The 13,718-nt window shown below is 30.3% G+C and carries 14 protein-coding genes; 13 read left to right on the forward strand and 1 reads right to left on the reverse strand.

Annotation, left to right across the window (positions count from 1 at the left end):
- The first annotated feature begins 57 nt into the window (after nucleotides 1-57).
- From RH82_RS04335 to RH82_RS04355, 5 genes are all read left to right on the forward strand, one after another.
- Nucleotides 58-2,097 (forward strand): TonB-dependent receptor plug domain-containing protein, encoded by a 2,040-nt coding sequence (locus RH82_RS04335; protein WP_241148003.1) that lies wholly within the window; start codon nucleotides 58-60, stop codon nucleotides 2,095-2,097.
- Between the two features lie 11 nt (nucleotides 2,098-2,108).
- Entirely contained in the window at nucleotides 2,109-3,194 is a 1,086-nt protein-coding gene (locus tag RH82_RS04340; RefSeq protein WP_034058406.1) for an HmuY family protein, read from the forward strand.
- 207 nt (nucleotides 3,195-3,401) lie between these two features.
- Nucleotides 3,402-3,848: a Fur family transcriptional regulator gene (locus RH82_RS04345; protein ID WP_034058408.1), complete on the forward strand. Its 447-nt coding sequence runs from the start codon at nucleotides 3,402-3,404 to the stop codon at nucleotides 3,846-3,848.
- Nucleotides 3,849-5,190: 1,342 nt separating this feature from the next.
- Nucleotides 5,191-5,448, forward strand: a complete 258-nt coding sequence (locus tag RH82_RS04350) for a type II toxin-antitoxin system ParD family antitoxin (protein ID WP_034058409.1) — start codon at nucleotides 5,191-5,193, stop codon at nucleotides 5,446-5,448.
- Nucleotides 5,435-5,725, forward strand: a complete 291-nt coding sequence (locus tag RH82_RS04355) for a type II toxin-antitoxin system RelE/ParE family toxin (RefSeq protein ID WP_034058411.1) — start codon at nucleotides 5,435-5,437, stop codon at nucleotides 5,723-5,725. The genes RH82_RS04350 and RH82_RS04355 overlap by 14 nt, the downstream gene beginning before the upstream one ends.
- Nucleotides 5,726-6,065: 340 nt before the next feature.
- Here the strand turns inward: RH82_RS04355 and RH82_RS04360 are convergent, their stop codons facing one another.
- On the reverse strand, nucleotides 6,066-8,132 hold the full coding sequence (locus RH82_RS04360) for a helix-turn-helix domain-containing protein (RefSeq protein WP_034058414.1): 2,067 nt from the start codon (nucleotides 8,130-8,132) through the stop codon (nucleotides 6,066-6,068).
- A gap of 236 nt (nucleotides 8,133-8,368) precedes the next feature.
- Here RH82_RS04360 and RH82_RS04365 point away from each other — a divergent pair, with 236 nt between their 5' ends.
- The 8 genes from RH82_RS04365 (at nucleotide 8,369) to RH82_RS04395 (ending at nucleotide 13,714) form a co-directional block, all read left to right on the forward strand.
- The gene (locus RH82_RS04365) at nucleotides 8,369-8,962 is read left to right on the forward strand and encodes an ankyrin repeat domain-containing protein (protein WP_034058417.1); all 594 of its coding nucleotides are present in this window, start codon (nucleotides 8,369-8,371) and stop codon (nucleotides 8,960-8,962) included.
- A gap of 12 nt (nucleotides 8,963-8,974) precedes the next feature.
- Entirely contained in the window at nucleotides 8,975-10,057 is a 1,083-nt protein-coding gene (locus RH82_RS04370) for an acyltransferase family protein (protein ID WP_034058419.1), read from the forward strand.
- A gap of 56 nt (nucleotides 10,058-10,113) precedes the next feature.
- Nucleotides 10,114-10,788, forward strand: coding sequence for a hypothetical protein (locus RH82_RS04375; protein WP_241148004.1), 675 nt, complete (start codon nucleotides 10,114-10,116; stop codon nucleotides 10,786-10,788).
- Between the two features lie 116 nt (nucleotides 10,789-10,904).
- Nucleotides 10,905-11,945 carry a serine hydrolase domain-containing protein gene (locus RH82_RS04380; RefSeq protein WP_034058422.1) on the forward strand — a complete coding sequence of 347 codons (1,041 nt, stop codon included), beginning with the start codon at nucleotides 10,905-10,907 and terminating at the stop codon, nucleotides 11,943-11,945.
- The gene (locus RH82_RS04385) at nucleotides 11,938-12,411 is read left to right on the forward strand and encodes a thioredoxin family protein (RefSeq protein ID WP_034058424.1); all 474 of its coding nucleotides are present in this window, start codon (nucleotides 11,938-11,940) and stop codon (nucleotides 12,409-12,411) included. The genes RH82_RS04380 and RH82_RS04385 overlap by 8 nt, the downstream gene beginning before the upstream one ends.
- Nucleotides 12,412-12,483: 72 nt before the next feature.
- Nucleotides 12,484-12,834: a hypothetical protein gene (locus RH82_RS18765; protein WP_241148005.1), complete on the forward strand. Its 351-nt coding sequence runs from the start codon at nucleotides 12,484-12,486 to the stop codon at nucleotides 12,832-12,834.
- Nucleotides 12,835-12,951: 117 nt separating this feature from the next.
- On the forward strand, nucleotides 12,952-13,101 hold the full coding sequence (locus RH82_RS18770; RefSeq protein ID WP_241148006.1) for a hypothetical protein: 150 nt from the start codon (nucleotides 12,952-12,954) through the stop codon (nucleotides 13,099-13,101).
- A gap of 43 nt (nucleotides 13,102-13,144) precedes the next feature.
- Nucleotides 13,145-13,714: a hypothetical protein gene (locus tag RH82_RS04395; RefSeq protein ID WP_034058426.1), complete on the forward strand. Its 570-nt coding sequence runs from the start codon at nucleotides 13,145-13,147 to the stop codon at nucleotides 13,712-13,714.
- Nucleotides 13,715-13,718 lie beyond the last annotated feature (4 nt).

The following is a 13,718-nucleotide window of genomic DNA, read 5'->3' on the forward strand; positions in this document are numbered from 1 at the left end:
TTAATTTCTTTTACTGGTTATTGTTTCTCTCAAAAAGTAAAACAGGATAGTATTAAAGTGAACACATTAGAAGAGGTAGTGGTTACAGGACAATACAATGCGCAATCAATTAAAAAATCTGTGCACAATGTTATTGTTATTAAAAGAGAACAAATTGATAACCAAGCGGCAAACAATCTAGCAGATTTGCTAAATTTTAACCTAAATTTAAATGTAATTCCTAATGCTCAGAGTGGAAAATCTACCATTTCCTTTTTCGGATTAGATTCGCAGTACTTCAATATTTTAGTAGATAACGTGCCTTTAGTTAGTGATAATGGTTTAGGAAATAACATTGACCTTACGCAAATAAACTTAGATGATATTGAGCGTATAGAAATAGTAGAAGGTGCTATGGGTGTAGAGTATGGAGCAAATGCTGTTTCGGGTGTTATAAACATTATTACTAAAAAAGCCATAGATAAAAAATGGAACATACAAACATTTGTACAAGAAGAAACCGTTAGCGATGAATATGCTTGGTTTAACGAAGGCAGACACATACAAGCTTTAAGTGTAAGTCACAACATTAACGAAAAATTATTTGCTAGAGTGGGTATAAACCGTAATCAATTTGCTGGTTTCTTCAACAATAGAGAAGGTCAAAGCTATTTTAAAAATGATGGTTTTAGAGGATACGATTGGTTACCAAAAACACAACTTAATACCAATGCTTTTTTAAATTATAAGAAAGAAAAATTCACCATTTCTTATAAATTCGAATATTTTAACGAACTTATAAATTACTACGATGTTTCCGTAAGAGCTAATATAGATACACAAGCACAAACTAGTAACCCATCTGCTACAGATAGAATTTTTACAACAAATAGGTTTGTAAATAATTTTAATATAATTGGAAATTTAGATTCTGGCGCAAATTATGAAGTTACTTTATCTTACCAACAGCAACAAAGAGATTTAAACGAATTTAATTACTTTATTCTTACCCAAGAAAGAAGTAATGAAAAGGACGAAACCTACCAATCTAGCAAAGTGTTTTTTTCTAAAGGAGCCATTAATAACCTCGTAAAAAGTGATTTATACAATTTTCAAGTAGGTTACGAAACGCGTTTTATTAAAGGTTTTGATACGCAAGCTTCTGGAGAAATAACGAAACAAGACCAAGAGCAATCTCAAGAGAATTATGCTGTTTTTGGCTCTTCAGAAATAGATATAACCGATAAGTTTTCCTTTCGTCCAGGAGTACGCTTCGAGTATAACTCCATGTTTCATTCTAAATTAATTGGCGCACTAAGTGCACGTTATTTAATGAAAAATGGATTTGAATTAAGAGGAAACATTGGTTCTTCTTACAGAACCCCAAATTTTGAGGAGTTATACTATTATTTTGTAGATTCTAATCATGATGTTAGAGGTAATGAAAACCTGAGACCAGAAAATGGATTTACAGCATTTTTAAACTTAAAAAAACGGAGTTGGATAAACGACCTTTCCCTCTTAAATGCAATAAAACTAAGTTATATTGATGTAAGTGATAAAATAGATTTAGCTATTATAAATACGATCCCTTTACAATACGAATATATTAATATTGATGCTTATAAGCTTTGGGGATTTACATCTGAAAATTCTATAAAATCTAATAAATGGACCTTTAATTTCGGCGCAACTTTTCAAGGTATTTCTAGAATTGTTAATAATGAACTAAATGCCCAAAACAACTTTCTATATTCTTATCAAATTAATACTAGCGGAACTTATAACATAGAAAAATGGGACACCGCATTAACACTTTTATTAAAACACAATGGACAGCAACAAAACTATGTTGCCACAGGAATAGATGCTAATGGAGATTCTTTATTTTCTATTGCCACAACAGACGCTTTTAGTTGGCTAGATGCATCAATACAAAAATCTTTTTACAATAACAAAATACAAACCACATTAGGTGCTAGAAACCTACTAGATGTAACCAATGTAGCAGTTACTAACTCAGATTCTGGAGGAATACATTCTGGAAATAATAGCTCACTTTTATTAGGCTATGGACGATCATATTACTTAAAACTATTATATAATCTTAATTTTTAAATTTTATTACAATGAAAAACAAATTTTTTACAACAATTTTATGTGCAGTAACATTAATATTCTCAAGCTGTAGTAATGACGATGATGCACCAATGGAACCTATTCAAATTTTAATTGAAGGTGCTGCAGTTGCTCCAGAGGTTGGTGGGCCAAACCAGCCAAACCAAGTCTATATAGATTTAAGCACAAATACAGCAACAAGTGTACGAAGGGATTCTTGGGATTTAGGTTTTTATTCTGGGTCAGATTTTAGAGTTGTGCTTAATAGTTCTATTTTTATGGCTGCGGCAGAGCTTTCGGAAACTGATATAGATGCAGTTAGTGCAAGTTCTACAGAAGTTCAAGGCTTACAGGGTCAAGTTGCGGTAGGAACTTTTGATGCTGCAAATACTACTTATGTAGATGCCCCAGATGGTTCTTTCTCAAGTCCAGCAATAGCACAAGTATCTAATACAATTGCAAACAACAAAGTGTATTTAGTTAATTTGGGAGACGAAGTTGGAACAGACACACCATCTACAGGAAGTGTTGCCGTTTCAGGAGATTCTAGAGGCTGGAAAAAAATTAGAGTGCTAATTAGCGGAAATGATTATGTGTTGCAATATGCAGATTTAAATGCAACAACACATGAAGAAGTAATAATATCTAAAGATGCAGCATACAATTTTAATTTTTTTAGTTTTAATACTGAAGCAGAAGTAAATGTAGAACCAGAAAAATCTAAATGGGATTTAAATTTTACTGTTTTTACAAATGAAATTAATGGTTTTGGTTCTTATGGATTTACAGATTATGTATTGAATAATACCAAAACAAATGCAAAAACATACATGATAGATACTACTGTTGATGGATTAACTTACGATGATTTTGTATTAACAGATGTTGTTGATACCAATTATACAAACGATCAGCGCAGTATAGGAAGCAGTTGGAGAAATGGTGGAGGACCAGGAAGTTTACCATCTTTAAAAGACGATGTGTTTTATATAGTAAACGATGCAGATGGCAATCTTTACAAACTTAAATTCTTGGCGTTAACTAATGATGAAGGAGTTCGTGGTTATCCAGAATTTGTGTATAGCTTATTACAATAATTGAAAACTAAAACAGTGCTAGAAGTTAATGTTATTAAGCATTCAATTATGTTTTTTATCTAAAGTAGGAGACTCTTCACTTTAAATAGTTTTACTTCTAGCGTTGTTATAGTTTTTAAAAGGCTCTGATAATCAAATAGTAATAGCCTTTCATTAATATATTAATTAACACCAAATATCTGTAATAACCTTATTTAAAACAATATTATGGCATGCACCAGTAGTTTCAATATTATTAAAGCAAGATTTACCGCTTTCTTAGAAGAAAATGGACATCGAAAGACACCCGAACGTTATGCTATTCTAGAAGAAATATACAGCACAAATGAACATCTAGATATAGATAGTATTTTTGTTAAAATGGAAAATAATAATTATCGTGTTAGTAGAGCGACACTTTACAATACTATGGAGCTTTTAATAGAATCTCGATTAGTTCGTATGCATCAATTTGGTGATAAAGTAACACATTATGAAAAATCTTTTTTCGATGGGAAACACGACCATATTATATTAACAGATACAGGAGAAATACTAGAGTTTTCAGATCCAAGAATTCAAGAAATAAAGGAAACTATTGAAGATGTTTTTAATATGAAAATTGACGATCACTCTTTATATTTTTATGCTACACGTAAAAAGAAATTAAAATAGGATAATTCTTAAGTTTATTATATCCTTGAATCTCACGAACCGAGAAACATATATTTGATGCTATCTGTGTACGCATCAAAACACAATAAGAAGGCAAAATATTGTATAGGAGTAGCGCGCTTTGACCTTGATGTAGCGTTGGTAAAAAGACCTCATAAAATTTTGGTAAAACAATAGGTGAGTCGAGCGTACATATTTTAGGCTATACGAATCCAATTATCCAGTGGATGATTGGATTTGAATACAACACTCAACTAAAATCTTGCTTCAAACTGTATTTACCTAAAAATGTACTTTGGGTACATTTTCTTACCGCTAAATAGTCTAAAATATAGCGTAATGAGCCGTAATTGTTTCCAAAAGTTTATGAAGTCTTGAATTTTTGTTTTAAGTATTTAGCTTTCGCTGAATAGTGTTTCAAGACACTATTTTAAAGAATTGATTGAGTATCAATTATTAAAATACCTAATAATGAAAGAATAAAAAAAAGATTAATTGAAGTTCTAAATAGAATAAGTGCTTAGAATTTTATTTTTCTTAAAATTTAAGCTCTTACAAAAAGCTACGAGAATCACGTAATTTTTTTTGTTACATAATATTAATGAATCTTCAAATTTTCTAACGAAGCAAAAGTCTAGCTTTTAAATCGCGCTGGCATGCGGTTGGAAATTGTGTTTTAAATAAATTGCCAGAGCAATTTGATTTAATAAAACAATCGAGCGCATAGGCAGCGGATATTTTACATAACGACTAATTATAGTACAAAAATGAAATTCTGAATAGTCTCGTAATTCGTTTATTTAAAAAATGTTGTACAATTGTACAGAATATGAAAGTTATGACAAATGTTTAATTGTACTTGTAACGAATGTTTAAAGACCCGACTACAAACGTTTCCTATGAAAACAACACATTGTGGGATATTTTACATAATAGAGAATTATAGTTACACAATTAAAAGTATTCTAACGAAGCCACAATTAGCTTTACATAATTATTCGATATAATCCTAAAGGCGTTATATCATTAATTATGTAAAATATCGCCCAAAAGCGCTATTACGCTAATTGTTATAAAATGTACTATAATGTTCTGCGTTATGTAACTTTGCTTTGGTAAAAGCGAAGTTAAATTACTACTTTTTCTTATTTTTTTCTTCTCAAATCTTTCTCTACGATGTTAAAGGAACACGCTTTGCCCGAAGCGACCATAGGAGTGAAGTGGGAATGTGTATGGAATGGAAATAATTACTAAATACATAAAAGAGTACTCTATATTTTTGTAGTATTCAATCTAATATATTAATTTGCATCAATAGTATGATTATTTAAGCACAAGATATATGTCTACAATTAGAAAAACAATAACATTTACAGAGAAACAAGATAAATGGATAAAATCACGAATTACAATTGGAGAGTTTACTAATGATAGTGAATATCTTCGGGATTTAGTTAGGCGAGATCAAACAAAAAACGCTAAATTCTCAGCACTTAAAGCAGCTATAACGGAAGGTATGGATAGTGGTATTAGTGATAAATCTGTTCCAGATATTATGAAAGAAGTTGAAGAACGTATGCAAGCAGATGGGCGTTTATAAACTCTCCCGAAAAGCCGAAACTGACCTTTCTAAAATGTATGAATACGGAATCGAAACATTTGAATTAAAACAAGCAAAAATATATTTATTAGGTACTCATGACCTTTTTCAAATATTAGCAGATAACGTAAACCTTGGACGTGATGCATCAGAGTTTGTCTTTTCACTAAAGCGATTCTCATATAAATCGCACACTATTTTTTATTTAACTACAGATATTGATATTTTGATTGTGCGTATATTAAACCAAAGTATAGATTATGATAATAATTTATAGGTAGAGGTTTTTCTACACGAGATTACAATAAAACTAACATTTTTACTGTTATAAAGACATTTTATATAACGTCTGATTATAACTTTTTTTTGAATTATAATGTACCGCGTTATGTTACTTTGCTTTGGCAAAAGCGAAGTAATAATAACAAATCTTCTTTAATTTTTTTCTTTCTAAAAGTTTCTTCTTCAATGTTAATGAAACACTCTTTTCACGAAACGACGATAGGAGAGTAGTGGTATGTGTGTGGAATGGTATTATCAAAAAGAATTTATTTTTTATTACTGAGATTCTCAAAGTAACAACTCACACTCAAAATATATATTTAAATTTCAACAACTTATAGTAGTTTTTCTTTTTCTAAAGTTTCTTTAATTTTTTTATGTTTTTCCCAAAACTGTAATTCTATTTTCTCAATAGTTTCCTCGTATTTTGGATGATTTTGCAATCGTTTCAATAAAGGATCTTCTTCGAAAAACAAAATCACCCAATATTGGAAACCATCTTGTAAACTAAATTTATTGTAAGCTTCTATGGCTTTATCTGGCATGTTTTCATAAAGATAAAGCATCGCTAAACTTCCCTCTCTGTAAATTGACTCATCTTTTTCCAAGTAGTCTTTATATTTACTTAGGTATTGTTCAGCTTTATTAGAAAACCCCATTTTATTGAAAGTGTAAGCAATTTTTATATTCTCTTCAGGATATAGATCAATTTTATTGGCAGAAAGTATATCAATATATTTTTCATAATAAAATAATGCATTATTATAATCTTCTTGAAAATAATACATTTTGGCTAAATCTTGAGTAATATCAATCCGTGTAGTATCTTTTTTCCATTCTATTAGCATTTTATTTGTTAAGGATTTTAAATCTTTGGTATTAGCATAATCTATAAAGTTTTTTAAATATGGAGCGTAAGGATTACTAGGATTATATTTCAAAGATTCTTCAATGTATTTTGAGGCTTCTTTAGCAAACCCATTTTGGACTAAGGCATTGCTCAAATTTAGATAGATAAAGCTTTTAGATACAGAGTCGTTAGCTTCAATATTCAATTTAATTCCTTTTAATGCATTCGTGAGGTATTTATTTGTGTCTGGAACAGCTCGAGCATATAAATTAGATAAAATTAATACTGCAGAAGAAGCATTTGGGTTGTAATCTAGTGCTTTTTCCAAGTAAGGTATCGCTAACTTAAACTCGTTTGTATTTATATAATATAGAGCTTTTGCAATCAGAGGTAATTCAGAAGTAGAATCATACAACAAGGCATTATCTGCATACTCATTTAATTTGTCTAAATATTTTTTTTCAATTTTATTTAAATCTAAATAATAATAACAAATAGCAATCTGAGCATAAGCGTTAGCGTATTTTGAATCTTGTTGAATCGCTTTTTCAAAATAAGCAATAGCTTCATTTAAGTCAGCCTTATTCCCTTGTTGATACTCTAGACCTTTTAAATAATAATCATAGGCAATAATATTGTCTGTTGGCTTTTTTTCAATAAGCGCCAATTCTTTTGGTGTTACATTCGCTTCTATTGCGAAGGCGATCTTTTTTGCAATGATATTTTGAAGCTCAAAAACATTGTCAAGTTTGTATTTGTATTGTTCAGACCAAATAGGACTATCATCATTGGCATCTATCAGTTGAATACTTAGAAGTACTTCATTTCCTATTTTTTGTCCACTTCCCTCTATTAAATAGCTCACACCTAGTTCCTCGGCAATTTGAGAAACGGTTTTAGGATTGTTTCTATATTTTTCTGTGGAGGTTCTACTGATCACTCGTAAATCTTTAATTTTTTGAAGATTATTGAGTGAAGATTCCATAACACCATTGATAAAATACAAATTAGAATTGTCTTCACTTAGGTTCTTAAAAGGTAAAAACGCAACCGACTTTTCCTTAATTGCTTTTGATTCATTTGAAGTGAATTGGTCTTTAAAAAAGTACGTAATAGCAATGATTGATATCATTGTGATTGCTATAATATATCTATTTACATTTCTGTTTTTTGTGACAGGCTTTTTCGTTTCTTCTTCTTCTTCTTCTTCTTCTTCTTTTCTGGTTTTAGTTTCACCAGGAGGATAGCCATAATATTCGCGATAGCATTTTGTAAAATAGGAAGGATTACGAAAGCCAACTTTAAATGCAATTTCTGAGGCGGTTTGTTCAGTTTCTAATAATAACTCTGCCGCTTTCTGTAAACGTATTTCTCGGATAAACTGACTGGCGGACAAATTGGTTTGCTTTTTAATTTTTCTAAGCAAATTAGAACGACTCATATTCATCAAGTCTGCCAATTCTGAAACTCCAAAATTTTCATTAGAGATATTATCTATAATAAACGATTCAGCTTGTTCGATAAATTTTCCTTGATACGAGATATTAGACATGCAGCTTTTTATATTAACAAATGTATTAATTTTTATTAAAACAAAAATGGTTCTGAATTCAAAGTTTTCTAACAAAAAATAGTCGTTTGCGTCATAATTTATATAGCTGCGTCATAATTTTCATTCTATCATTAAATTTTATACAATAGGCTGCATAAGGGTTAGAGAGAATATTACTTCTTGTCAGATATTTGTAGAAACAAAAATCAAGTTATTAATCAATATAAATTTAAATTATGAAAACATTTCAAATTACTTCAATCAAGATAACAATTCAAATGTTATTCTTTACCCTTTTATTAACAAGCTCATGCGCACAATCTGACAAGAAAACAAGCTCAGATAGTGCTGTTCAAACAACAAGAACAGTAAACAAACCAAGTATAGATATTCATGGTGCTGTATTAACCGGAAATTTGGAAGCAGTTAAGCAGCATATTGAAGCAGGAACTGATATTAATCAAAAAGAGGCTATGTCTGGATCTACACCTTTAATGTCGGCAGCTACATTTAATAAAACTGAAATTGCTAAAGTACTTATCAATGCAAAAGCAGATTTGTCTTTAATAAATAATGATGGAGGAACTGCACTGCATACAGCAGCTTTCTTTGGTCGTTTAGAAATTGTACAATTACTTATAGATGCAAAAGCAGACAAAACCATTCGTAATAATTTTGGAGCTACACCAAGGGAAACTGTTATGGTAGATTTCGCTCAAATGAAACCAATTTATGAAATGCTAACGCAACAATTAAAACCAATGGGGTTTACATTAGATCTTAATGAATTACAAAAAGCACGTCCTGTTGTGGCAATGATGTTAAAATAAACATAAAATAAGATGACAACAGAAAGAAGATACGATATAGATTGGCTAAGAGTAATTGCCATTGGTTTACTACTAATTTATCATATAGCTATTATATTTCAGCCTTGGGCAATGTTTATAGGTTTTATGAGAAGTGAAGAAGCTTTAGAAGGACTTTGGAAACCAATGACTATGTTGAATGTTTGGAGAATACCATTATTGTTTTTTGTATCAGGAATGGGGCTATATTTTGCAATGAAAAAAAGAAATTGGAAACAGCTATTTTTTGAACGTGGTAAAAGAATTCTCTTGCCCTTTGTTTTTGGCTATTTTGCGATTACACCTATACATGTGTATATTTTTCAGGCTCATTATAACATGTCTTTAAGTTACTATTCAAGCAGTGGGCATTTGTGGTTTTTAGGTAACATTTTTGTATACGTTCTATTGTTGTCTCCTCTTTTTTTCTATTTACAAAAAAATGATAATGGAAGATTCAAAAAGATCATTTCAAAAGTTATGAGTTATGCCTTTGGGCCAATATCCATATCTGCTTTTTTTATGTTGGAAGTGGTTTTAATAAAACCACAACTATTTGAAATGTATGCACAAAATTGGCATGGATTTTTTATTGGCTTACTTGCTTTCTTTTTTGGATTTATTTTTGTCTACAGTGGAACTACTTTTTGGCAAACAGTTTCTAAATGGAAGTGGTTATATATTAGTTTAGCAACTATCCTTTTCATAATTCGTTTTACTGGGTTTGAGTCTATATCAAACATGTATTTTACGGCTATAGAATCTGTTTCTTGGATATTAGGTGTTTTTGGAATTGGGTATAGTTACCTTAATAAATCAAGTAGAATATTAAGCTATTTAAGTGCAGCTGTTTATCCTGTTTATATCATTCATATGTTTGTTTTATATGCAGTGGCATTATTAATACTTCCATTAGATATTCACCCTATGTTAAAGTTTATAGGAATAACCATATTTACTTTTATCGTTTGTTTTCTTATTTATGAATTCATTCTAAAAAGAATTGCATTTATAAGACCTTTATTTGGGTTAAAATGGAAATTTAATAGAAATGTAAAGACGTTAAGTGAAAAGTAAAAAACTTTGTAATTCAATAAGTTATGATAAAATTATTTAGAAAAAATAGACTAAAAATGATCACTCAGAATAAATTTGGAGTCTATTTAGCCTATGCAACAGGAGAAATTATTTTGGTTATAGTAGGTATCCTTATTGCATTAGCTATCAATGAACATTCAAATAGTGAAAAAAAAGTAGAGCTGCGTAACTCATACATTATTCAATTAAATGACGAAGCAGATCGTAATTTAAAAAAGTTAACCTTTTTAGATAACGAGGCTAAGCAAATGCTCAAAGAGTTAAATACGATATTCAAATTATTATTAAATAAAGAATATGATAACCCAAAATTATCGACTAAATCTTTTTTCCTAATTGTTTCTAAAAAGTTTTATCCAGTAATGATAACCTATGAAAATTTGAAATTTTCTGGTGATTTAAAACTATTTGATAATTTAAATTTACGTAACGCTATCTCTGAAACATACGAAACATTCAATCCTATTGAAAAATTGGAGTCTTCAGAACAACAAGCAATTGAAGCCTATTACGAGAATTTTTTAATGCCAAAAGTTAAATTTAGAACTATGGGTGTTTCTTCTGAAAACTATGGAAAAGATATTTATTTTGAAAATATGGTTTTGACCAGAATGACGACTATAGCACAAAACCAAGAGGCGTATACAAATGCTATTGAATCAATTGAAAGATTGAAAAAAACTTTTACTGAATTACAAAACACAAATTAAAATAATGCTTGATTTTAGAGGAATGTATTGTTTTACTTTTGATGTACTTAAGAAGTGTATTGTAGCCTGAAAAAAGAAAATCACAATAAGTAAAACAATCTAAAAACTATCATATCATGACAAAAAAACGAACAAAACAGATGCTTAAATTACTATTTATTCTTGCCAGCATATTTTCTTTAACATTCGTTCCATGGACTTTAGTAAAAGCTTGGGGACTGCCACTACCAAATTCAGTTCAGGAACAATTAGATGAGGCGATTACTAATTATGATTTCGAGGGAATGATTGTTTATGTAGACCAATCAGATCAAGAACCTCAATATTTTGCTTCCGGTTGGCATAATCGCGAATCTAAAATACCGGCTAAACCTGAAGCGCTTTTTAAAATAGCGAGTATTAGTAAGTTGTACGATGCTGTTGCTGTTACCAAATTGGTAAGTAACGGGAGACTTTCTTTAGATAAAACAGTTGCAGATTATTTTCCAGAACTAGTAGGTGTTATCGATAATGCAGAGAAGATTACGTTACGGGTAATGATTCAGCATAAAAGCGGAATGCCAAACTTTACAGATGCGCCTAATTTTTGGGCAAACCCAACAGAAAATTTTGATGAAAGTATTGCATTAATTAAAGGCAAACCTGCCAATTTTGAACCTGGTGAAGGTTATGAATATTGCAACACTAACTACTTGTTAATCAATAAAATAATGGACAATGTGTTAGGCTATAAAAATTTTCAATACATTCAAGAAAAAGTACTAATTCCGTTGAACCTTAACAACACTTTTGGTTCTTTAAAAGAAGTAAATCTAGAGCATGTAATGAGTGGTTATCATGTAGGGCATATAGATGATTTAAAAACAGATGATCATGGAATGCTTGCTACTGCAGAAGACGTCGGTATTTTCCTTAGAGCTTTAAATGATGGATCTGTGTTTGATGATGATGAGCAAGAAATCTATTCCTCCATTTACCAGTATGAACATTCTGGTTGGGTTCCAGGATACCAGAGTTTTGCAAAATATTACAAGGATATTGGTGCTGTAATTGTTGCTTTCTACAACACTACTGATCCTAAACTTTACAATTGGAACTTATCAGAAATCATTAATAAAAGAATGTATAAAATATTAAAAAAACAAAAAAATGAATAATAAAAAAAACAGTTCTAAAAAGAAATCGCATCCTTTTTGGCGATTTTTCTGGCTTACCTTTCTTGTAGTTTCTCTTTGGTTTGCATGGTACTCATTTTATGCACCCTCAAATGATATTACTTGGACAAATGACATTAAATCTGCTCAAAGACTTACCAACAATTCTGACAAAAACATTATGGTATTCTTTACTGCGGAATGGTGTTCACCTTGTCGCATTATGAAGCGTAAAGTTTTTGCTGATAACGAAATTATGAAAGCTATTAATTCGAAAGTTGTATCAGTTGAGATTAATATTGATAACCCGAATTCTGAAGCACTAGTAAAACAATATAATATTGGTGCAACACCAACAACCATTTTTATTAATCCTGAAGGAAAAGTAATTGATTACGCTATTGGAAAAGTGGAGAAAACAAAATTCCTTGAAATGCTTGAAAATCAAAAAAGGTTTTCAGAAAAGTAAAAAAACAGAAATAACAAAAAATTTAATATAGAAAAGTAAACATCAATTTAAACAATCAAAAAACGAACAATTATGAAATCAATTAAAATGAAAACAGTCAAAAAACAAATTTTATTAAGAGTGGCTTGTGTAGCTTTTACATTATTATCTACTATAACATATGCACAAAACACAAATACAGAAACAACAACACAAAGAGATGGTTTTATCTTTGAATTTGTTGTAGGTGGAGGTGTTATAGGTCTAGAAGATAGTGCAGGTATTCAAACCTTCGACACATCTCAAGGAACGTTCGTTTTTCCAGATTTAAAGTTAGGCTATATGCTAAATGAAAAGTTCGCTATTACTGTTTCTATGCCAGGAAATATATACGAATTTCAGGATAACGACAGACATTTTGGAGGTATAATTCCATCTGTTTAATATTGGGTAAAAGATAGTTGGTAGATTCATGGCGGACTTGGCTTAGCAATAGATTCGCCAGCACTATATGATATTAAAGACAATGTAAATGATGATTGGAACCTTGGTTTCGCTGTTATGGCAAGTACAGGTTACGAAATTTACAAAAAGAAAAACTTTGTTCTTAATGTTCAATCCAAATTAGTTATTGGTCGTGCGTTATTAGATGGAGATGCACATAGAGATGCAACAATCTTTAATGTAGGATTAGGATTTAGCTGGTTTTAAGCTTTAATATAAATTATGAATAATAATATTTAAACTGAGAATCATGAAAAAAACCTTATTGACCTTACTTTTGTGCGGACTAACTTTAATCGCCAAATCTCAAAACACAAGTGTAGAAAAATCAACATACGGATTACAAACTGGAGTTTTAGGAATCTGGGCATATAATGAAGTAAAACTATCAAATACCATAGCATTAAGAATAGAGATTGGTTTTGATTTTGGTATATGGGAAACTACTTTTTATGATGATTATGATTCTCCATTTCTGCTGGCTCCTGTTATACTTGTTGAGCCAAGATTCTATTACAACCTCAAAAAACGTTCAGAGAACTCAAAACGAATTGATGGAAATAGTGGCAATTTTATTGCTTTAAAAATGGGGTATCATCCAGATTGGTTTGTCCTGTTCAATACTGACAATGCTCCTGTAGTAAGTGATTTCTCTATAATACCAACTTGGGGAATTAGAAGAAATTTAGGAGAACATTTTAATTTTGAAGCAGGTCTTGGTGCAGGATTTAGTCACACATTTGCTAAACGAGCTGGTTATTCAAAGGACAAAAGTGAATTCGAATTAAATATGCACTTACGAATAGGGTATAGATTTTAACATA

It is taken from the genome of Lacinutrix jangbogonensis (assembly GCF_000797445.1).
Classification (GTDB): domain Bacteria; phylum Bacteroidota; class Bacteroidia; order Flavobacteriales; family Flavobacteriaceae; genus Lacinutrix; species Lacinutrix jangbogonensis.